This window comes from Pseudomonas sp. AC070, assembly GCF_979258635.1.
Map to the genome: position 1 here is coordinate 3,099,091 of NZ_OZ409871.1, position 21,568 is coordinate 3,120,658.

At 59.9% G+C, this 21,568-nt stretch carries 17 protein-coding genes; 5 read left to right on the forward strand and 12 right to left on the reverse strand.

Annotation, left to right across the window (positions count from 1 at the left end; all coding sequences use genetic code 11):
* Positions 1-2: 2 nt before the first annotated feature.
* The 11 genes from rfbF to mtnA all read right to left on the reverse strand — a co-directional run bounded on the left by rfbF (position 3) and on the right by mtnA (position 14,739).
* Positions 3-776: a glucose-1-phosphate cytidylyltransferase gene (rfbF, locus tag ACZZ0Q_RS13920; protein WP_122453298.1), complete on the reverse strand. Its 774-nt coding sequence runs from the start codon at positions 774-776 to the stop codon at positions 3-5.
* 11 nt (positions 777-787) lie between these two features.
* Positions 788-1,774: an FAD-binding oxidoreductase gene (locus ACZZ0Q_RS13925; RefSeq protein WP_463541891.1), complete on the reverse strand. Its 987-nt coding sequence runs from the start codon at positions 1,772-1,774 to the stop codon at positions 788-790.
* 184 nt (positions 1,775-1,958) lie between these two features.
* Entirely contained in the window at positions 1,959-2,243 is a 285-nt protein-coding gene (ihfB, locus tag ACZZ0Q_RS13930; protein WP_108098123.1) for an integration host factor subunit beta, read from the reverse strand.
* Between the two features lie 155 nt (positions 2,244-2,398).
* Positions 2,399-4,078, reverse strand: a complete 1,680-nt coding sequence (rpsA, locus tag ACZZ0Q_RS13935; RefSeq protein WP_463541890.1) for a 30S ribosomal protein S1 — start codon at positions 4,076-4,078, stop codon at positions 2,399-2,401.
* 124 nt (positions 4,079-4,202) lie between these two features.
* Positions 4,203-4,892 carry a (d)CMP kinase gene (gene cmk / locus ACZZ0Q_RS13940; protein ID WP_122453301.1) on the reverse strand — a complete coding sequence of 230 codons (690 nt, stop codon included), beginning with the start codon at positions 4,890-4,892 and terminating at the stop codon, positions 4,203-4,205.
* Positions 4,889-7,096, reverse strand: a complete 2,208-nt coding sequence (locus tag ACZZ0Q_RS13945; protein ID WP_240994530.1) for a bifunctional prephenate dehydrogenase/3-phosphoshikimate 1-carboxyvinyltransferase — start codon at positions 7,094-7,096, stop codon at positions 4,889-4,891. The genes cmk and ACZZ0Q_RS13945 overlap by 4 nt, the downstream gene beginning before the upstream one ends.
* Before the next feature lie 28 nt (positions 7,097-7,124).
* Positions 7,125-8,237 (reverse strand): histidinol-phosphate transaminase, encoded by a 1,113-nt coding sequence (gene hisC, locus ACZZ0Q_RS13950; protein ID WP_463541889.1) that lies wholly within the window; start codon positions 8,235-8,237, stop codon positions 7,125-7,127.
* A 26-nt stretch (positions 8,238-8,263) separates the two neighbouring features.
* Positions 8,264-9,370, reverse strand: a complete 1,107-nt coding sequence (gene pheA, locus ACZZ0Q_RS13955; protein ID WP_122497890.1) for a prephenate dehydratase — start codon at positions 9,368-9,370, stop codon at positions 8,264-8,266.
* On the reverse strand, positions 9,370-10,455 hold the full coding sequence (serC, locus tag ACZZ0Q_RS13960; RefSeq protein ID WP_463541888.1) for a 3-phosphoserine/phosphohydroxythreonine transaminase: 1,086 nt from the start codon (positions 10,453-10,455) through the stop codon (positions 9,370-9,372). The genes pheA and serC overlap by 1 nt, the downstream gene beginning before the upstream one ends.
* A 99-nt stretch (positions 10,456-10,554) precedes the next feature.
* Complete coding sequence (gene gyrA / locus ACZZ0Q_RS13965; protein ID WP_463541887.1) at positions 10,555-13,383, reverse strand: DNA gyrase subunit A; 2,829 nt, start codon at positions 13,381-13,383, stop codon at positions 10,555-10,557.
* Positions 13,384-13,662: 279 nt separating this feature from the next.
* Complete coding sequence (gene mtnA / locus ACZZ0Q_RS13970) at positions 13,663-14,739, reverse strand: S-methyl-5-thioribose-1-phosphate isomerase (protein ID WP_463541886.1); 1,077 nt, start codon at positions 14,737-14,739, stop codon at positions 13,663-13,665.
* Positions 14,740-14,939: 200 nt separating this feature from the next.
* On the opposite strand from mtnA, the gene ACZZ0Q_RS13975 reads away from it, so the two are divergent.
* The 4 genes from ACZZ0Q_RS13975 to ACZZ0Q_RS13990 all read left to right on the forward strand — a co-directional run bounded on the left by ACZZ0Q_RS13975 (position 14,940) and on the right by ACZZ0Q_RS13990 (position 18,500).
* Positions 14,940-16,280, forward strand: a complete 1,341-nt coding sequence (locus ACZZ0Q_RS13975) for a TRZ/ATZ family hydrolase (RefSeq protein WP_463541885.1) — start codon at positions 14,940-14,942, stop codon at positions 16,278-16,280.
* 46 nt (positions 16,281-16,326) lie between these two features.
* Complete coding sequence (gene ubiG, locus ACZZ0Q_RS13980; protein WP_463541884.1) at positions 16,327-17,025, forward strand: bifunctional 2-polyprenyl-6-hydroxyphenol methylase/3-demethylubiquinol 3-O-methyltransferase UbiG; 699 nt, start codon at positions 16,327-16,329, stop codon at positions 17,023-17,025.
* A complete protein-coding gene (gene mupP, locus ACZZ0Q_RS13985; RefSeq protein WP_463541883.1) occupies positions 17,025-17,696 on the forward strand; it encodes an N-acetylmuramic acid 6-phosphate phosphatase MupP in 672 nt (223 codons plus the stop codon). Before ubiG ends, mupP begins: the two co-directional genes overlap by 1 nt.
* A 63-nt stretch (positions 17,697-17,759) precedes the next feature.
* Positions 17,760-18,500 (forward strand): YciK family oxidoreductase, encoded by a 741-nt coding sequence (locus ACZZ0Q_RS13990; RefSeq protein ID WP_463541882.1) that lies wholly within the window; start codon positions 17,760-17,762, stop codon positions 18,498-18,500.
* A 54-nt stretch (positions 18,501-18,554) separates the two neighbouring features.
* On the opposite strand, the gene rlmKL is transcribed toward ACZZ0Q_RS13990, so the two are convergent.
* Positions 18,555-20,774: a bifunctional 23S rRNA (guanine(2069)-N(7))-methyltransferase RlmK/23S rRNA (guanine(2445)-N(2))-methyltransferase RlmL gene (gene rlmKL / locus ACZZ0Q_RS13995; protein ID WP_463541881.1), complete on the reverse strand. Its 2,220-nt coding sequence runs from the start codon at positions 20,772-20,774 to the stop codon at positions 18,555-18,557.
* Between the two features lie 576 nt (positions 20,775-21,350).
* Between rlmKL and rmf the strand changes: the two genes are divergently transcribed.
* Positions 21,351-21,566, forward strand: a complete 216-nt coding sequence (gene rmf, locus ACZZ0Q_RS14000) for a ribosome modulation factor (protein ID WP_122453312.1) — start codon at positions 21,351-21,353, stop codon at positions 21,564-21,566.
* Positions 21,567-21,568 lie beyond the last annotated feature (2 nt).

The window sequence follows — 21,568 nt, forward strand, 5'->3', positions numbered from 1 at the left end:
CATCACTCCCACGACTTCCACGGCGCTTTGCCGCTTTGCCACAACTCTTCCAAAAGGTGTTTGTCGCGAAGCGTGTCCATCGGCTGCCAGAACCCGGAATGTTCGAAAGACATTAGCTGGCCCTGAGCGGCGAGCGCCATCAAAGGCTCTTGCTCCCAGACCGTGCTGTCGTCAACCAGCAGGTCCAGAACGTTCGGATTGAGAACAAAGAAACCGCCATTGATAAGAGCGCCATCGCCTTTGGGCTTTTCTTTGAAGTTGAGCACCTGGCCTTCACTTATATCCAGCGCACCAAAGCGCCCTGGTGGATAGGTGGCAGTCAAAGTAGCCCGCTTTCCATGCTTGCGGTGGAAATCCAGTGTTGCCTGAATATCGACGTCGCTGACGCCATCACCGTAGGTAAAACAAAACGCCTCCTCATTGCGCAGGTATTCGCCCACACGGCGCAGGCGACCTCCCGTCATTGACTCTTCGCCTGTATCCACCAGCGTGACACACCAAGGCTCAGCCCGGCGATCATGCACTTTCATGGTGTTATCTTGCATATTGAAGGTAACGTCCGACATATGCAGAAAGTAATTCGCGAAGTATTCTTTAATCAAATAACCTTTATAACCACAGCAAATAATAAAGTCGTTCACGCCGTGCGCGGAATACATCTTCATAATATGCCAAAGAATAGGTTTTCCGCCGATTTCAACCATGGGCTTGGGCCGAGTACTGGTCTCTTCGCTTAGACGCGTCCCTAAGCCACCTGCAAGAATTACAGCCTTCATGATCTTTCCTATTAATTCGAACTTACAAATGCGTCGGAATAAAAACTTTTCGTCGACAAGCCGGCATTAACTAACATGTCGCGCGCTGAATGAATCATTGCGTCTGATCCGCAGGCGTAAACAACCGAATCGTCCAGCGCCAGCGCATCATCCAAGACCGCTTGCTGAATGTACCCTGTGCGCCCGCTCCATGATGAATCGGGGCGCGATAATACCGGAACAAACTGCATCGGTAGAGCAGCAAAAACCGGCTGCCAATAAAGGTCTTGCTGGGTGCGACCGCCCCAGTAAACGTGAACCGACTTCCCGACAAGCAGCTCAGGCTGGATCGCCATTTGTTCCAGCATCGCTTTGATGGGAGCGATTCCAGTGCCAGTGGCGAGAAAAATCAGATGCTTCGGATCAAGCGTACGTAAGCCAAACGTGCCCAATGGCCCCTCGAGACGCAGCAAGTCATTTGCCTTCGCTTCGCCAAACCAGTACGCACTTAGCACACCCTCTTCTACTCGGCGGATTTGCAACTCGATCTTTCCGTCAGACCGCGGGAAATTAGCAACGGAATAGCTTCGACGCATGCCGCGAGCAATCACATCAATATATTGGCCAGCCAGATAATTCATTCCATTATTCGGCGGAAGTCTTAACACGACCCCGACGACATCGCCGGCAAGTGGTGTAATAGAGTCGACACGGCAAGGTAAGGTTTTAGCAGGGCATTTAGCGAATTGACTTAAATCTTCGACATCGAGCTCAAGATCTGAAAGCGCCGAACGGCAGCACGTCAAGATATAACCTGCTGCAGCCTCCTCATCTGATAGCGCTTGCTCTTCCTGATGAACCGCGGTGCGCCCTTGGATTACGTGAGCTTTGCAGACGCCGCATCGCCCCGTCCTGCAGCTATATTCGAGAATAATATCTTTCGACTTGGCACAATCAAGCACCGTCTTATTTAGTTCGGCGTCGAAGGTGACACCATTGGAGAGCTGGACGATGGGCATATAAAGATTAGAAATAAGGCCGCGCGACCGACTATCGCGACGCTAGGCGAGGTGAAAAGAGAGCGGACATCGCTCTTAGCAAGGAGAGGATTATCTATGAGTGCGAATCGGTTTGGCTAGCAAGGCTCGAAGATAGACAGCACGCAGGCGAAAAGGAAATCAGACAAGGCGTTGGAACTGCTGATCACTCATCCTCATTAACCCGATCCCGCAACTCCTTCCCGGGCTTGAAATGCGGCACAAACTTCCCATCCAACCGAACCGACTGCCCGGTCTTGGGGTTACGCCCTACCCGCGGTGCGCGGAAGTGCAGAGAAAAACTGCCAAACCCTCGAATCTCGATCCGATCCCCCGTGGCCAAGGCCTGCGACATCTGCTCCAGCATGGTCTTGATGGCCAGCTCGACGTCTTTTGGGGACAGGAGCCCTTGGTGGGTGACGATGCGTTCGATCAGTTCGGACTTGGTCATGATTTTCCCTTCGTTTTCAAGCGACTAGATCAGCTTGCAAAGGTTTTAGCATGACCGCAGCGCTTTGAACAGCCCCCTGAACGCTGCAGCTTGTTGAATTCAAAAACAAAAAAGGGCGACCGAAGTCGCCCTTTTTCTTAACGGAAGCTCAGAACTTAGTTCTGGTTTTCCATTTGTGCGCGGATCAGATCACCGATGGTGGTCGGACCAGCAGTTTCAACTTCCTGCTTGCGCATTTCTTTGATGGCTTCTTTTTCGTCTTCAACGTCTTTCGACTTGACCGACAAGCTGATTACGCGGCTCTTACGGTCAACGCTGATGATTTTAGCTTCTACTTCTTCGCCTTCTTTCAGCGCGTTGCGGGCGTCTTCAACGCGGTCGCGGCTGATTTCGGAGGCTTTCAGTACAGCTTCGATGCCTTCGGCCAGGGTGATTACAGCGCCCTTGGCGTCGACTTCTTTGACGGTGCCGCGAACGATCGCGCCTTTGTCGTTGGTAGCAACGTATTCGGAGAACGGATCGCTTTCCAGTTGCTTGATGCCCAGGGAGATGCGCTCACGCTCTGGGTCAACCGACAGGATCACGGTGTCCAGCTCGTCGCCTTTCTTGAAGCGGCGTACAGCTTCTTCGCCTACTTCGTTCCAAGAGATGTCGGACAGGTGAACCAGGCCGTCGATGCCGCCATCCAGACCAATGAAGATACCGAAATCGGTGATCGACTTGATGGTGCCGGAGATCTTGTCGCCTTTGTTGAACTGACCCGAGAAATCTTCCCACGGGTTAGTTTTGCACTGCTTGATGCCCAGGGAGATACGACGACGCTCTTCGTCGATGTCCAGAACCATAACTTCCACTTCGTCGCCAACTTGTACGACTTTCGACGGGTGGATGTTCTTGTTGGTCCAGTCCATTTCGGAAACGTGCACCAGACCTTCAACGCCTTCTTCCAGCTCAGCGAAGCAGCCGTAGTCGGTCAGGTTGGTTACACGAGCAGTCACGCGAGTGCCTTCTGGGTAACGCGCTTTGATAGCAACCCATGGGTCTTCGCCCAGTTGCTTCAGGCCCAGGGAAACGCGGTTACGCTCACGATCATACTTCAGCACTTTTACATCGATCTCATCGCCAACGTTGACGATTTCCGATGGATGCTTGATGCGCTTCCAAGCCATGTCGGTGATGTGCAACAGACCGTCCACGCCACCCAGATCGACGAATGCGCCGTAGTCGGTGAGGTTTTTGACGATACCTTTGACTTGCTGGCCTTCTTGCAGGGATTCCAGCAGAGCTTCACGCTCGGCGGAGTTCTCGGCTTCGAGGACGCTGCGACGGGAAACGACAACGTTGTTGCGCTTCTGGTCGAGCTTGATGACTTTGAATTCCAGCTCTTTGCCTTCGAGGTGCGTGGTGTCGCGCACTGGGCGAACGTCAACCAAAGAACCTGGCAGGAACGCACGGATGCCGTTAACGTCGACTGTGAAGCCGCCTTTAACCTTACCGTTGATAACGCCCTTAACCACTTCTTCAGCTGCGAAAGCCGCTTCCAGAACGATCCAGCACTCTGCACGTTTGGCTTTTTCACGGGACAGCTTGGTTTCACCAAAGCCATCTTCAACCGCGTCCAGCGCAACGTGTACTTCGTCACCGACCTTGATGGTCAGCTCGCCAGCGTCGTTGTAGAACTGCTCGAGCGGGATGACGCCTTCAGACTTCAGACCGGCGTGGACAGTAACCCAGTCACCATCGATATCAACAACGATACCAGTGATGATTGCGCCCGGCTGCATGTCGAGGGTTTTTAGGCTTTCTTCAAAAAGTTCTGCAAAGCTTTCGCTCATGTTAATTCCTGATTGATCTAGGACGGATAAACCCGCCCAGCATCCACACTCCAGACAATGTGGGTTTCGTTAGTTTAAAAGCCGGGTGTGGGATAAAGACTGGGTTCCTCACAGACCTGCTCTGTCATCCAGCGAGGTCGCGGTTGGCGACTTCGTTCAGAATGCGTTCCAGCACCTGCTCGATCGAGAGTTCGGTGGAATCCAGCAGAATGGCGTCAGCCGCTGGTTTAAGCGGTGCCACCGTACGCTGAGTGTCGCGCTCATCGCGCAGACGAATCTCGTCTAGCAGACTCGCAAGATTAACATCGTCGCCCTTGGCCTTCAACTGCAAGTACCGGCGTCGAGCACGCTCTTCCGCGCTGGCCGTCAGGAAAACCTTAAGCGGAGCGTCGGGGAAAACCACGGTGCCCATGTCGCGACCATCCGCCACAAGCCCTGGCATTTCCTGAAACGCGCGTTGGCGCTGCAACAGCGCATCCCGCACGGCGCCTAGTGCGGCGACCTGCGAAGCGCCGGCGCCGATCTGCTCGTTGCGAATCGCGTCAGTCACTTCTTCGCCTTCAAGAATGATGCGTTGCGGCTGGCCATTGGCGGCCGCCACGAACTGCACATCCAGATGAGCGGCGAGCAGTTTTAGCGCTTCTTCATTGGTGAGGTCGACACCATGGTTGCGCGCTGCGAATGCCAGCAAGCGATACAGCGCCCCAGAATCCAGCAAGCTCCAGCCCAGTTTTTTGGCGACCAAGCTGGCAATGGTGCCCTTGCCCGAACCGCTTGGACCGTCGATTGCGATGACTGGCGCCTGAATGCTCATGACTTGCCCTCTTCAGCTACACGGATACCCACTTGCGCGGCCAGGCCGAGGAAGTTCGGGAACGAGGTGGCGACGTTGGCGCAATCGTGAATGCGGATTGGCGCAGTAGCGCGCAGCGAAGCGACGCTGAAGGACATGGCGATGCGGTGGTCGCCATGGCTGTGCACTTCGCCGCCGCCCAACGTGCCGCCATCGATGATGATGCCGTCCGGCGTCGGCTCGACTTTCGCGCCCAACGCCAGCAGCCCATCGGCCATCACCTGAATACGGTCGGACTCTTTAACCCGCAGCTCTTCCGCGCCACGCAGAACGGTACGCCCTTCAGCAACAGAGGCAGCAACGAACAGTACCGGGAATTCATCGATGGCCAACGGCACCAAGTCTTCCGGAATGTCGATGCCTTTGAGTTTGGCCGAGCGAACGCGTAAATCGGCTACCGGCTCGCCGCCCACTTCCCGCTGGTTTTCCAGCGTGATGTCGGCGCCCATCAGACGCAGGATGTCGATCACGCCAGTACGGGTCGGGTTAATGCCGACATGTTCCAGCACCAACTCGGAATCTTCGGCAATCGAACCGGCGACCAAGAAGAAAGCGGCGGAGGAAATATCCGCCGGCACTTCGATGTGCGTCGCGGTCAGTTTGTGGCCGGATTCAACAGTCGCCTTGTTGCCTTCGACGGTCACCGGGTAACCGAAGCCGCGCAGCATGCGCTCGGTGTGGTCACGCGTTGGCGCAGGCTCGATCACGGTGGTGGAGCCCGCAGCGTACAGACCGGCGAGCAGCAGGCAAGATTTCACCTGAGCACTGGCCATCGGCATTTCGTACGTCATGCCACCCAGGCGACGGCCTCCGTGAATGGTCATGGGCGGACGCCCTTCAGCAGCGGTGTCGATCAAGGCGCCCATTTCACGCAGTGGCTTGGCCACGCGGTTCATCGGACGTTTGGACAGCGACGCATCGCCCGTCAACGTAACGTCGAACGGCTGCGCCGCCAGCAGGCCCGAAAGCAGACGCATCGACGTGCCGGAGTTGCCGAGATAAATCGGGCCGGGCGGCGCCTTCAAACCATGCAGACCAACGCCGTGAATGGTCACGCGGCCGTGATGCGGGCCCTCGATGACCACGCCCATGTCGCGGAACGCTTGCAGGGTCGCCAAGGCGTCTTCACCTTCGAGGAAACCTTCCACCTCGGTCACGCCTTCAGCCAGCGAGCCAAGCATGATCGAGCGGTGGGAAATGGATTTGTCGCCCGGTACACGAATACGGCCGGACAAACGGCCACCTGGGTTGGCCAGGAAAATCAGATCGTTGGTATTCATAGCGTCCACATAGGCCCGACGGGCCAAAATTTTGCTGAAATGCTCACGGGCCACTCGAGCGCGAGTGAAAACGCCCAAAAGCTGATGCCCATCCCCGGCATCGACCGCGTCGCGCAGGGCGTCGAGGTCGCTGCGAAAAGTGTCCAGCGTGCGCAGCACTGCCTCGCGGTTGGCGAGAAAGATGTCATGCCACATCACCGGGTCGCTGCCGGCAATCCGCGTAAAGTCGCGAAAACCGCCAGCGGCGTAACGAAAGATCTCCAGGTTCTCGCTGCGCTTGGCCAGCGAGTCGACCAGCCCGAATGCCAACAGATGCGGCAAGTGACTGGTGGCGGCCAGCACCTGATCGTGGTGCTCCACCGCCATATGCTCAACGTCGGCGCCCAGCGCACGCCAAAGGGCGTCGACCAGGCTCAACGCTGCCGAATCCGTCTGTTCAAGCGGCGTCAAAATCACTTTATGACGACGGAACAACTCGCTATTCGAGGCCTCAACACCGCTCTGCTCCGACCCGGCAATGGGGTGACCCGGCACGAACCGCGCCGGCAAACCGTCGAAGGCCAGACGCGCCGCGCGCACCACATTGCCTTTGGCGCTGCCGACATCTGTCAGCACGGCGTCGCCGAGGTCGAGCTTGGCCAATTCGCGCAGCAGCTTTTCCATCGCCAGAATAGGAACCGCCAGCTGAATCACACTGGCGCCCTGACAGGCGGCAGCCAATTCGGCCTCGCAGCGATCCACCACACCCAACTCGACCGCCATGCGCCGCGACTCGGGGTCCAGATCCACACCGACCACTTCCCGGCACAAGCCGCTTTCGCGCAAGCCTTTGGCGAACGACCCGCCGATCAAGCCCAGGCCAATCACCACCAGGCGCTCGATCATAGGTGCACGCTGTTGCGCCGCCATGACATCAGCCACTGGCAAGAACCTTGGTCAGCGCATCCAGAAAGCGGGTGTTCTCGGCCGGCAGGCCGATGGTGACGCGCAGGAAGTTGGGCATGCCGTAGTTGGCAACCGGACGCACGATCACGCCTTCGCGCAGCAGGCCCTGATACACCGGCATGCCTTCGCGTCCGAGGTCCACAGCGATGAAGTTGCCTTTCGAGGCAATCCAGCTCAGGCCCAGCTTGCGGAAGCCCTGCTCCAGTTGCTGCATGCCCGCGTCGTTCAGCGCGCGACTTTCATCAAGGTAGTCCGCATCCGCCAGCGCCGCACACGCCGCCGCCTGGGCGAGGCTGTTGACGTTGAAGGGCTGGCGAACGCGGTTTAGCACGTCGGCAATGGCGGGCGACGATACGCCGTAGCCCACGCGCAACGCAGCCAGGCCATACGCCTTGGAGAATGTGCGCGACACCAGCAAGTTCGGGTGTGCGGCGAGGTAATTCAGCCCGTCCGGCAGCTCACCGCCGGTGGCGTATTCGATATACGCCTCGTCCAGCACCACCAGCGCATGGGCCGGCACGTTGGCGAGGAAACGGCGCAACGCATCGGCATCAAACCAGGTGCCGGTCGGGTTGTTCGGGTTGGCGATAAACACCACACGGGTGTTGGCGTCGATGGCCGCGAGCATGGCGTCGAGGTCGTGCCCCCACTCCTTCGCCGGCACCACTTTGGCCTGAGCGCCGACCGCCTGGGTGGCGATGGGATAAACGGCGAACGCATGCTCGCTGAACACCGCGTTCAAGCCAGGCGCCAAATACGCACGGGCGACCAGCTCAAGAATGTCGTTCGAGCCGTTGCCGAGCGTCACTTGGTTAGTCTGCACACCGCAGCGCTCGGCCAGCGCAGCTTTTAACTCGAAGCCATTGCCGTCGGGATAACGAGTCAATTCGGCGGCCGCCACGCGAATGGCCTCCAGCGATTTCGGACTTGGCCCCAGCGGGTTTTCGTTACTGGCCAATTTGACGATGCTGGCCGGGTCCAGATTCAGCTCACGGGCGAGCTCGTCCACCGGTTTACCCGGCACGTAAGGCGATAGCTTTTGCACGCCGGGCTGGGCCAGGGCGAGGAAATCACTGCTCATGGGTTCTCCTCAGAGAATCGTGGAGGTCACAGCACTGCCTTGGGATACGAGCCCAATACTTTCAGTGCGACCGCTTCCTGATTGATCTTTTCCAGCACGTCACGGATCAGCGGATCACGGTGATGGCCGGCGAAGTCGATAAAGAACACATAGGTCCATTTGCCGCTGCGCGAAGGCCGCGTTTCGATGCGGGTCAGGTCGATGCCATTGGCATGAAACGGCACCAGCAACTCGTGCAAGGCGCCCGGTTGGTTGCGCATGGAGGCGATGATCGAGGTTTTATCGTCGCCGGTCGGCGGCACTTCCTGACTGCCAATGATGAGGAAGCGCGTGGAGTTATCCGGACGGTCTTCGATCTTCTCGGCCAACTTGCTCAAGCCATACAAACCTGCGGCCATGTCGCCGGCAATTGCCGCCGAATTCCACTCGCTTTTCACCCGTTTGGCTGCTTCGGCGTTGCTCGAAACTGCTACGCGTTCCACGTTCGGGTAATGCGCGTCCAGCCACTTGCGGCACTGCGCCAAGGACTGAGCGTGGGAGTAAATGCGGGTGATGCGGTCGGTCTTGGTTACATCGCCAACCAGCAGGTGATGGTGGATGCGCAGCTCAACTTCGCCGCAAATCACCAAGTCGTGCTCAAAGAAACTGTCGAGTGTGTTGTTCACCGCGCCTTCGGTGGAATTTTCCACCGGCACCACGCCGAAATTCACCGCACCGGCGGCCACTTCGCGGAACACTTCGTCGATGGCAGCCATCGGCACGGTAATCACCGCATGGCCGAAATGCTTCATCGCTGCCGCCTGGGTAAAGGTACCTTCCGGGCCCAGGTAAGCCACTTTCAGCGGCTGCTCGAGCGCCAGGCACGACGACATGATTTCACGGAACAAACGCGCCACTTCTTCATTCGGCAGCGGGCCTTTGTTCAGTTCCATGATGTGTTTGAGCACCCAGGCTTCACGCTCTGGGCGGTAGAACACTGGCTTCTCGCCCTCGGGTAGCGCGGCCATTTTCACCCGTGCTACTTCTTGCGCGCAGCTGGCGCGCTCGCTGATCAGGTCGAGAATTCGCTTGTCGAGGCTGTCAATGCGAACCCGCAGCGCTTTGAGCTCGTGCTCGGAAGGTACACCCGTCATTAGCCGTGCTCCTTCTCGAACTCCGCCATGTAGGCAACCAGCGCTTGAACGCCATCGAGGCCGACGGCGTTATAGATAGAGGCGCGCATACCGCCGACCGAACGGTGGCCTTTAAGGTTGAGCAGGCCGCGGGCGTCGGCGCCGGCCAGGAATGGCTTGTCCAGGCGCTCGTCTGCGAGGCGGAACGGCACGTTCATCCAGGAGCGCGCGTTCACGGCGATCGGGTTGCTGTACAGATTGCTGGCGTCAATGGCGCCGTACAGCAGCTCTTTCTTCGCCCGGTTACGCTGCTCCATCGCCGCGACACCGCCCTGCTCTTTCAGCCATTCGAACACCAGGCCAGAGAGGTACCAGGAAAACGTCGCCGGGGTGTTGTACATCGAGCCGTTATCGGCCGCGACCTTGTAGTTGAGCATGGTCGGCGTGCTGGAACGGGCACGGCCGAGCAGATCTTCACGCACGATCACCACCACCAAGCCGGACGGGCCGATGTTCTTCTGCGCGCCGGCGTAAATCAGCCCGAACTTCGACACGTCGAGGTTGCGCGAGAGAATGTCCGAAGACATATCAACCACCAGAGGCACGTCACCGGTTTCCGGAATCCAGTCGAATTGCAGACCACCGATGGTTTCGTTGCTGGCGTAGTGAACGTAGGCGGCGTCCTTGCTCAGCTGCCACTCGTTCTGGCCAGGGATGGCGAAGTAGTCGTACGGTTTGGCACTGGCGGCGACGTTGACGTTACCGTAGCGCCGGGCTTCTTCGATGCTTTTCTTCGACCAGATACCGGTGTCGATGTAGTCAGCCGTGCCGTCTTCTGGCAGCAGGTTAAGCGCGATTTCGGCAAATTGCTGGCTGGCGCCGCCTTGCAGAAACAGCACTTTGTAGTTCGACGGAATAGCGAGCAGGTCGCGCAGGTCTTGCTCGGCTTTCTCAGCAATGGCCACGTAGTCATCGCTGCGATGGCTCATCTCCATCACTGAAAGGCCTTTGCCGTTCCAGTCCAGGAGCTCGGCCTGAGCACGTTGCAGTACAGCTTCGGGAAGCGCGGCTGGGCCTGCGCAGAAGTTAAAGGCTCGCTTGCTCACGTCAGTCTCTCTCGTTCTACACCGTCAACCGAGCGACGGTGCATGCTTTCATTCGTGCAGGTGTCAGGCGCGCCACCGGAGGCAGCGCGCCCTGCCCGCTTAGTCTTCGCTTGGCGCCTCGGCAGCGTCGTCGGACACCGCGTCAATCGCGTCGTCCAGATCGGCACTGTGCAAGTCAGCAGCATCGATGTCGGCATCATCCAGCTCAGCGCCTTCCAGCACTTCACCGTCTTCGCCAACCAGCACTTGCCCTTCCACTTCCGAAGGCTCCTGCACGCGCTCCAGGCCAACCAGCGTCTCGTCAGAGGCCAGCTTGATCAGCGTGACGCCCTGGGTGTTACGGCCCGAACTGGACACTTCGTCCACACGGGTCCGCACCAAGGTGCCCTGATCGGAAATCAGCATGATCTCCTCGCCGTCCTGCACCTGAATGGCGCCGATGAGCTTGCCGTTACGCTCTTTGGTGACCATGGCGATAACGCCCTGACCGCCACGACCGCGACGTGGGAACTTGCTCAAGGCGGTGCGCTTGCCGAAGCCGCGCTCGGAGGCAGTGAGAATCTGCGCGCCAGATTCAGGAATCAGCATGGAAATCAGCGTCTGCCCTTTGCCCAAACGCATACCACGAATACCACGGGCGCCACGGCCCATGACGCGGATCGAGCTTTCAGCGAAGCGAATCACCTTGCCGGAGTCGTTGAACAGCATGACTTCCTTGGCGCCGTCGGTGATGGCCGCTGCGATCAGGGTGTCGCCTTCTTTCAACTTCAGCGCGATCAAGCCGCTGGTACGCGGACGGGCGAATTGCGACAACGGGGTCTTCTTCACGGTGCCCATAGCGGTGGCCATAAAGATGTACTCGCCGGTCGGCTCGGCAACCCACTCAGCGGTCTCGCCTTCGACTTCTTCGACTTCCGCCGCTTCTTCGGCTTCCACCACTTCGCCTTCGATCACGTCTTCGGCGTCGTCCAGATCGTCGTCAGCGCAGGCGGTTTTCTGCAGGGCTTCAAGGTCGATCTGCAGCATGGTGGTGATGTATTCACCTTCGTCCAACGGCAACAGGTTGACCAATGGACGACCACGGGCCGCGCGAGACGCTTCCGGAATTTCGTACGTTTTCAGCCAGTACACCTTGCCCTTGCTGGAGAACAGCAACAGCGTGGCGTGGCTGTTGGCGACCAGCAGATGCTCGATGTAGTCCTCATCTTTCACGCCGGTGGCCGACTTGCCTTTACCGCCGCGACGCTGGGCCTGATAGGCAGACAGCGGCTGGGTCTTGGCATAACCACCATGGGAAATGGTGACTACGCGCTCTTCTTCGGTGATCAAGTCACCCAGCGTGAGGTCCAGACGGGTGTCGAGAATTTCAGTGCGACGCTTGTCGCCGAATTCGGCTTTCACACCTTCCAGCTCTTCGCGGATCACTTCCATCAGGCGCGTGGCGCTGGTCAGGATGCGGATCAGCTCGCCAATCTGGTCGAGAATTTCTTTGTACTCGGCCAGCAGTTTTTCGTGCTCAAGACCGGTCAGGCGGTGCAGACGCAGGTCGAGAATCGCCTGAGCCTGTTCTGGCGACAGGTAATACTTGCCGTCACGCAGGCCGTATTGCGGGTCGAGGTCTTGCGGGCGGCACGCTTCGGCGCCAGCCGCTTCAACCATGCCCTGCACGGCACTGGATTCCCACGCTTGGGAAATCAACGCTTCCTTGGCTTCTGCCGAGCTCGGCGATGCCTTGATGACGGCGATAACCGGGTCGATGTTGGACAGCGCAACGGCCTGGCCTTCAAGGATGTGGCCGCGCTCACGGGCTTTGCGCAGCAGGTAAACGGTACGACGGGTAACCACTTCACGGCGGTGAAGAATGAACGCTTCAAGCAGATCCTTGAGGTTCAGAATCTTCGGCTGGCCGTCGATCAGCGCCACCACGTTGATGCCGAATACGCTTTGCAGCTGGGTTTGCGCATAGAGGTTGTTGAGGATCACCTCTGGCACTTCACCACGGCGCAGCTCGATGACGATGCGCATGCCGTCTTTGTCGGACTCATCGCGCAGTTCGGTGATGCCTTCGAGCTTTTTCTCTTTCACCAGCTCGGCGATCTTCTCGATCACGCGGGCTTTGTTGAGCTGATACGGCAGCTCGGTGATCACGATCTGCTGGCGGCCACCGACCTTGTCGATGTCTTCGAACATGGCGCGGGCGCGAATCTGGATGCGACCACGGCCGGTGCGGTAGGCCTCGATGATGCCGGCACGACCGTTGATGATCGCCGCAGTCGGGAAGTCCGGACCGGGGATGTAGTGCATCAGGTCGTCGATCGTCAGCTCGGGGTTGTCGATCAGCGCCAGGCAACCGTCGATAACCTCGGTGAGGTTGTGCGGCGGAATGTTGGTGGCCATGCCCACGGCAATACCGCTGGAACCGTTGACCAGCAGGTTGGGGATCTTGGTGGGCATAACGGCCGGAATGATTTCGGTGCCGTCGTAGTTGGGCACCCAGTCGACCGTTTCTTTGTCGAGGTCGGCCAGCAGTTCGTGGGCCAACTTGGTCATGCGCACTTCGGTGTATCGCATGGCCGCGGCGTTGTCGCCGTCTACCGAACCGAAGTTGCCCTGGCCGTCGACCAGCAGGTAGCGCAAGGAGAAGGGCTGCGCCATACGGACGATGGTGTCGTAAACCGCCGTATCACCGTGGGGGTGGTACTTACCGATTACGTCACCGACCACACGGGCGGATTTCTTGTAAGCCTTGTTCCAGTCATTGCCCAGCTCGCTCATCGCGTACAGAACGCGACGGTGCACGGGCTTGAGGCCGTCACGTGCATCGGGCAAGGCGCGCCCTACGATTACGCTCATTGCGTAGTCGAGGTAGGACTGTTTCAGCTCGTCTTCGATATTGACCGGGAGGATTTCTTTGGCCAGTTCGCCCATGAGAAGCCTGGTTCCTTTTTCTGGTGAAACTCCGCGCATTCTTCCTGAATGACGGGGAGCTCGCCGCTGCCGCCTTCAGGCCACAACGACACATGACAAATCAACGAGTTATGGCATGGATCTGCGCAATTGGGGTGGCCATGGCAGGCCCCCTTGAAAACTGACGGAGAGTACCACAACCGATGCCCTGAACCTATCCCCGCAACGCAGGCCGCGCGTCAGGCGAGGCCATATAAATGACATCACCCGAACGGGCACAAACGCTAATAAATGAAGGCGTTAGTGCAGACGCTTGCGGCACATGAGCAGGGCCATCTTGGCCTTGTCCGGCCGCTCGACCACACCCTTCTCGGTAACGATGAAATCGATCAGGTCAGCCGGGGTCACATCGAACACCGGATTCACCGCCGGCACATCCGCCGCCACCCGCTTGCCGGCCAGCTCCAGCAACTCGCTGCCGGCGCGTTCTTCAATCGGAATGTCGTCGCCGCTTTCCAGGTTCATGTCGATGGTCGAACTCGGCGCCACCACCATAAAACGCACGCCGTGGTGCATGGCGTTTACGGCCAACTGATAGGTGCCAATCTTGTTGGCCACATCGCCGTTAGCGGTGATGCGGTCGGCGCCGACGATTACCCAGGTGATGCCTTTGGTTTTCATCAGATGCGCCGCAGCGGAGTCGGCGTTCAGGCTCACCGGAATGCCTTCGTTGAGCAGCTCCCAGGCGGTCAGACGCGAGCCTTGCAGCCAGGGCCGGGTTTCGTCGGCATACACGCGCTCGACCAAGCCATCCAGGTACGCCGCCCGAATCACGCCCAACGCCGTACCGAAGCCGCCAGTGGCCAGGGCGCCGGTGTTGCAGTGGGTCAGCAAGGTTTGCAGGTTGCCTTGATGGCGGCGAATCAGGTCGACGCCCAATTGCGCCATGGTCAGATTGGCCTCGCGGTCGCTCTCGTGAATGGCCTCGGCCTCGGCATTCATGATCGCCAAAGCATCGTCGCTGTCTTTGAGGCGATACAGGCGCTCGCGCATGCGGTTCAGCGCCCAGAACAGATTGACCGCCGTGGGCCGCGAGTTATTGAGGGTTTCGAAGTCTTCTTCCAGCGCCATCTGCCAGTCATCGCCTTCGGCCATTCGCGCCCGCACACCGAGCGCCAGGCCATAAGCGGCAGCAATACCAATAGCCGGGGCGCCGCGCACTACCATGTCTTTAATCGCTTGGGCGACACTGGCCGCCGAGTCGAAACGCACCCAGGTTTCCTCGAAAGGCAACGCACGCTGGTCCAGCAGGTACAGCGCGCCATCCCGCCAATCGATGGCTTTAACCTTCTCCGCTGCCAACAATTGCTCGCGCATGGCCATCCTCGTACTCAGAAGCGAAAAGCTGCGGATTATAGCGAGCCCCACACTTGGGCGCTCGGGTATACTTCGTCGGCGCAAAAACCCGTCCAGGCCAGCGTTCCGAGCCTGGCGTAGTCAACTTCCTACGTAGACGTAGGCGATACTGTCGAAAGCCTACTGCTACACGCCCATCGTTATAGCCTTTGGATACCGCCATGCCCAACACCGCCGCCCCGCTCGACCTGCTGCTCCTGCCAACCTGGCTGGTGCCTGTCGAGCCTGCCGGTGTGGTGTTACAGGAGCACGGCCTGGGCATTCGCGATGGCCGCATCGCCTTGATCGCCCCGCGCGACGAGGCCCTGCGCCATCCGGCAACCGAGGTGCGCGAACTGCCAGGCATGTTGCTTAGCCCGGGGCTGGTAAACGCCCACGGCCACGCGGCGATGAGCCTGTTTCGCGGCATGGCCGACGACAAAGCGCTGATGAACTGGCTGCAAGACCACATCTGGCCGGCCGAAGCCAAATGGGTGGATGAAAGTTTTATTCGCGACGGCACCGAATTGGCAATCGCCGAACAGTTGCAGGGCGGCATCACCTGCTTCTCCGACATGTACTTTTTTCCGGAAGTCGCCAGCGAGCTGGTGCACACCAGCGGGATTCGCGCGCAGATCACCATTCCAGTGCTGAACTTCCCCATCCCCGGCGCCCGTGACGCCGACGAAGCCCTGCGCAAAGGGCTGAACCTGTTCGACGACCTGCGCCTGCACCCACGCATCAAGGTGGCGTTCGGCCCGCACGCGCCGTACACCGTCAGCGACGACAAACTGGAAAACATCCGCATGCTCGCCGAGGAGCTGGATGCCGGCATTCATATGCATGTGCAGGAAACCGCCTTTGAAGTGCAGCAAAGTCTGGAGCTGCATGGCGAGCGCCCGATGGCCCGCCTGGCCCGCCTCGACCTGCTCGGCCCGCGCTTTCAAGCCGTGCACATGACACAGGTAAATGACGACGACCTGCAATTGCTGGTCGAAAGCAACGCCAGCGTCATCCATTGCCCGGAATCAAATCTCAAACTGGCCAGCGGTTTCTGCCCGGTCGAGCGTTTGTGGCAAGCGGGCGTGAACGTGGCCATTGGCACCGACGGCGCGGCCAGCAACAACGACCTCGACCTGCTCGGGGAAACCCGTACCGCCGCCATGCTGGCCAAAGCCGTGGCCGGTTCCGCCACCGCCCTGGACGTACACCGGGCCCTGCGCATGGCTACCTTGAACGGCGCCCGCGCGCTGGGCCTGGAAAACGAAATCGGCTCGCTGGAAATCGGCAAGGCCGCCGACATCGTGGCATTTGACCTCACCGAATTAGCGCAACAACCGGTGTACGATCCGGTCTCTCAATTGATCTATGCCAGCAACCGAAACAGCGTCAAACATGTCTGGGTCGGCGGTAAGCAGTTGCTCGACAACCGCCGCCTGACCCGCATGGACGAAGACAAACTGCACGCCAGCGCCCGCGCCTGGGGCCAGAAAATCGCCACCAGCCGCGCGCCCTTGAAATGACCAAGGGCTCCCTGGCCGCCACCGAATTCGATTTGAGGAAACCTGTATGAGCAACGTCGACCACGCCGAAATCGCCAAATTCTCCGCCCTCGCCCACCGCTGGTGGGACCGCGAAAGCGAGTTCAAGCCGCTGCACGACATCAATCCGCTGCGGGTGAACTGGATTGATGAGCGGGTCAACCTGGCCGGCAAGAAAGTGCTCGACGTCGGCTGCGGTGGCGGCATCCTCAGCGAAGCCATGGCCCAGCGCGGCGCCACGGTTACCGGCATCGACATGGGCGAAGCGCCGTTGGCCGTCGCGCGTTTGCACCAACTGGAATCCGGCGTACAGGTGGAATACCGCCAGTGCACCGCCGAAGCCCTGGCGGAAGAAATGCCCGAGCAGTTCGACGTGGTCACCTGCCTGGAAATGCTCGAACACGTGCCCGACCCGGCCTCGGTAATTCGCGCGTGCTACGCGATGGTCAAACCGGGCGGCCAGGTGTTTTTCTCCACGATCAACCGCAACCCCAAGGCGTACCTGTTCGCCATCGTCGGCGCCGAATACCTGATGCGCCTGCTGCCGCGCGGTACTCACGACTTCAAGAAATTTATCCGCCCGTCCGAACTCGGCGCGTGGAGCCGCTCCGCCGGCCTGGAAGTCAAAGACATCATCGGCTTGACCTACAACCCGCTAACCAAGCACTACAAGCTGGCCAACGATGTAGACGTCAACTACATGATCCAGACCGTGAAGGGGGCCTGATGCGTCTGCAAGCGGTCCTTTTCGACATGGACGGCACGCTGCTCGACAGCGCGCCAGACTTCATCGCCATCGCCCAAGCCATGCGCGCCGCCCGCGGCCTGCCGCCGATAGAAGACAAGCTGATTCGCGACCACGTCTCCGGTGGCGCCCGCGCCATGGTGCTGCGCGCCTTTGACGTGGACCCGATGTCCGAGCAGTTCGAAGCCCTGCGCCTGGAGTTTCTGGCGCGCTATCAAGAGCACTGCGCGGTGCTGACCAAACCGTTCGACGGCATCGCCGAGCTGCTGGCCGACATCGAGCACGCCAAGCTGATTTGGGGCGTGGTCACCAACAAGCCGGTGCGCTATGCGGCGCCGATCATGGAGCAACTGGGCCTGGCCGAACGCTCGGCCATTCTTATCTGCCCGGATCACGTCACTAACAGCAAACCCGACCCCGAGCCGCTGCTTTTGGCCTGCTCGCGCCTGGGCCTGGACCCGGCGAGCGTGCTGTATATCGGCGACGACTTGCGTGACATCGAATCGGGTCGCTCCGCCGGCACCAAAACCGCAGCCGTGACCTACGGCTACATCCACCCCGACGACAACCCGCGTCATTGGGGCGCCGACGTGGTGGTTGATCACCCGTCCGAACTGCGCGCCGTGCTAGATCGGGCGCTGTGTAGCTGCTGACCGTTTGATTCCCGGTCGGCCGCTTCCCAGTGGCCGCCCGGCTTATTCCTAGAGAGACTGCCGATGTTCGACTATTCCGCCCGCCCCGACCTGCTCAAGGGCCGCACCATTCTTGTGACTGGCGCCGGCCGTGGAATCGGTGCCGCTGCTGCGAAAACCTACGCTGCCCATGGCGCCACGGTGCTGCTGCTCGGTAAAACCGAAGCCAACCTGAGCGCCGTGTACGACGAGATCGAAGCGGCCGGGCACCCGCAACCGGTGGTGATTCCCTTCAACCTGGAAACAGCGCTGGCGCACCAGTACGACGAACTGGCGGTGATGATCGAAAACGAATTCGGCCACATCGACGGCGTGCTCCATAACGCCTCCATCGTTGGCCCGCGTACGCCGCTGGAGCAGCTGTCTGGCGACAATTTCATGCGCGTGATGCAGGTAAACGTGAACGCCATGTTCATGCTCACCAGCACCTTGCTGCCGCTGCTAAAACTGTCTGCCGATGCGTCGGTGATCTTCACCTCCAGCAGCGTAGGACGCAAAGGCCGGGCCTATTGGGGCGCCTATGGCGTATCGAAATTTGCCACCGAAGGCCTGATGCAAACGCTGGCGGACGAAGTGGCCGATATCACCAACGTGCGCGCCAACAGCATCAACCCGGGCGCCACTCGCACCGACATGCGCGCCCACGCCTACCCCGGCGAAAACCCGATGAACAATCCGCTGCCCGCCGAGATCATGCCGGTGTATCTGTACCTGATGGGGCCAGACAGCCAAGGCGTGAACGGCCAAGCGTTCGACGCGCAGTAAGCGCCCACAAAAAAGCCGCTCAATTGAGCGGCTTTTTTGTGGGCGTCAGATCAGTTATTTCGCCATCAAGCGCCACGCGCGGTGGATTTTCGCGTTGCGGGCGAAGTCCGGATCAAGCGTGCTGGCAGTGATTTCTTCCAGCTGATACCGCGCCGCCAGTCCTTCATCGAGCTGGAATTTACGGAAGTTGTTGGAGAAATACAGCACGCCACCGGCCGCCAACCGCGCCATGGCCAGGTCCAGCAACTGCACGTGGTCGCGCTGCACGTCGAATACGCCTTCCATGCGCTTGGAGTTGGAGAAGGTCGGCGGGTCGATAAAGATCAGGTCGTATTCCTCGCGATCTGCGGCCAACCAGTTCATCACATCGCCCTGCTCCAAACGGTTCTTGTCCGAGAAGCCGTTGAGCGACAGGTTGCGGCGCGCCCAGTCCAGGTAGGTTTTCGACAGGTCGACGCTTGTGGTCGTGCGCGCGCCGCCTTTGGCCGCGTGCACAGACGCCGTGGCGGTGTAGCAGAACAGGTTGAGGAAACGCTTGCCGGCCGCTTCGCGCTGGATGCGCAGGCGCAGCGGGCGGTGATCGAGGAACAAGCCGGTGTCGAGGTAATCGGTGAGGTTGACCAGCAACTTCACGCCGCCTTCGCTGACCTCGGTAAAGGTGCCTTGGCTGGCTTGGCGCTCGTACTGCTTGGTGCCGCTCTGGCGCTCGCGACGCTTGATCACCACCTTCGACTTATCGATACCGAGCGCCTGCGGGATGGCCGCCAGGGCGTCGAACAGCCGCCCCTGGGCCTTGTCGGCGTCGATGGTGCGGGGCGGCGCGTATTCCTGAACGTGCACCCAGTCGTGGTACAGATCGATAGCCAGGGCGTATTCGGGCATGTCCGCGTCATAAACACGGTAACAGTCCACGCCCTCACGGCGCGCCCATTTGCCCAGGGTCTTCAGGTTTTTCTGCAAGCGGTTGGCAAACATTTGCCCGCCTTCGCTCAGGCGCGCTTGCTCGGCTGGCGCGCTGGCTGGCGCCTCGACTTCATGTCCCTGAGCCGCTTGTTCGCGTTCGCGCTCGCGTTGCTCGGGGCTGCGGCGCTCGCCGGTAACGAATTGCTCGGGTTGCACCTTGATCAACAGCAGCTTGCAGGGCAGTGCGCCGTTCCAGAAGGCGTATTGCTTGTGGCTACGAATGCCCATGCGCTTGCCCAGATCCGGCGCGCCGGTGAACACCGCGGCTTCCCAGTTCATGCAAGCCTGACGCAGGCGCTCGCCGAGGTTTTGGTAGAGGTAAAGCAAACTGGCTTCGTCGCCCAAGCGCTCGCCATACGGCGGGTTGCAGACCACGAGACCGGTTTGATTGTGGTCCGGGCGCGGCTCGAAGGTGGCCACTTCGCCCTGGTACACCTTGATCCAGTTCGAAAGGCCAGCGCGCTCGATGTTGTTGCGCGCCGGTTGAATCAGGCGAGGGTCGGCCTCGTAACCGCGAATCCACGACGGCTGTTTCGCCAGACCTTCGTCAGCACGCTGCTGGGCCTCGGCATGCAGTTTCTTCCACAGTGCCGGCACGTGGCCGAGCCAGGCGGTAAAGCCCCAGCGCTCACGTTTGAGATTAGGGGCGATATCGGCAGCGATCATCGCCGCTTCGACCAGGAAGGTGCCGACGCCACACATCGGGTCCGCCAGCGCGCCCCCGGCCGCTGCAATGCGCGGCCAGCCGGCGCGAATCAGCACGGCGGCGGCGAGGTTTTCTTTCAGCGGCGCGGCGCCTTGCTGCAAGCGGTAGCCGCGCTGGTGCAGGCTGTGGCCGGAGAGGTCGAGCGAGAGGATGGCTTCGCCACGGTCCAGGCGCAGGTGAATGCGCAGGTCCGGGTTGAGCTTGTCGATGGAGGGACGCTCGCCGGTGCTGGTGCGCAGCTTATCGACGATGGCGTCTTTCACTTTCAGGGCGCCGAAGTGGGTGTTGTCGATACCCGAGCCATTGCCGCTGAACTCGACGGCCAGGCTGCCGGCCGCGTCCAGGTGTTCAGCCCAGTCGACGTCAAGCACGCCGTCGTAGAGGTCGTCGGCATTTGCCATGGGAAAGCGCTTGAGCACCAGCAACACGCGGTTGGCTAGGCGCGACCAGAGGCACAGGCGATACGCCGTTTCCATCTGCGCGAAGCCGCGGATCGCCGAGGTGTGCTCACGGGTTTCTTCCAACCCCAGCGCGGTGGCTTCCTCAGCGAGCAAGCCTTCCAAGCCCTTGGGGCAGGTAAGAAAAAGTTCGAAACGATCCGACATGTGTATTCCAGTGCCTAAGCGTAATGGCGCGCAGTTGAGCTGCGTGCCCGGTTAAAAACCGGGGTTCTACCCGCCGGTCCCGCGCGTCGAAATGAAGCGCTGTGTGAGCCTTACGGCTCGAGCTGCCAGGCCAGCCCGTGTGAAAGCAGCCTAGACGCAACCCCTTTGCCGCGCCTGCTTGCAGGTTTGGCGGCGGTATCCGACGACACAAAAGGCGACGGACACCGCAAAAAAACATATTCGAGACCCTTCGTCGGAATCGATGAACATCGCAACTGCGAAAAGATCGCACTGGCCAATCGCCGTTATTTCCAGCTCCAGCCCCGGCCCCGTTGGCGCAGGCCGTACCGTAACGGTTTGCTTATGGCCGCACCACGACAAACGTTACGTGCTTATGACAAAACGATCATTCCCAGCACCGGCCGCATTCGATAGAAATCAACTCAGCCCAACGTCGCAACGGCGTTAGGAGGAGACCGTAACGCCGGCAGCGGGCTCCACTGGCAGAGGCTTTCTGCCAGGCCTCGTCAAGAGGCGAACCAGGACATAACAGTCAACAAGTGAGGGCAACACCCTATGAGAAGACTTAAGCGTGATCCTTTAGAAAGAGCTTTTTTGCGCGGCTATCAATTTGGCGTCCATGGCAAATCTCGTGAATTGTGTCCATTTACTCTTCCGTCCGTACGCCAAGCCTGGATCAACGGCTGGCGAGAGGGTCGCGGTGACAACTGGGACGGACTGATCGGCACCGCCGGTATCCATAGGCTTAATGAACTCAACGCAGTCGGTTAAAC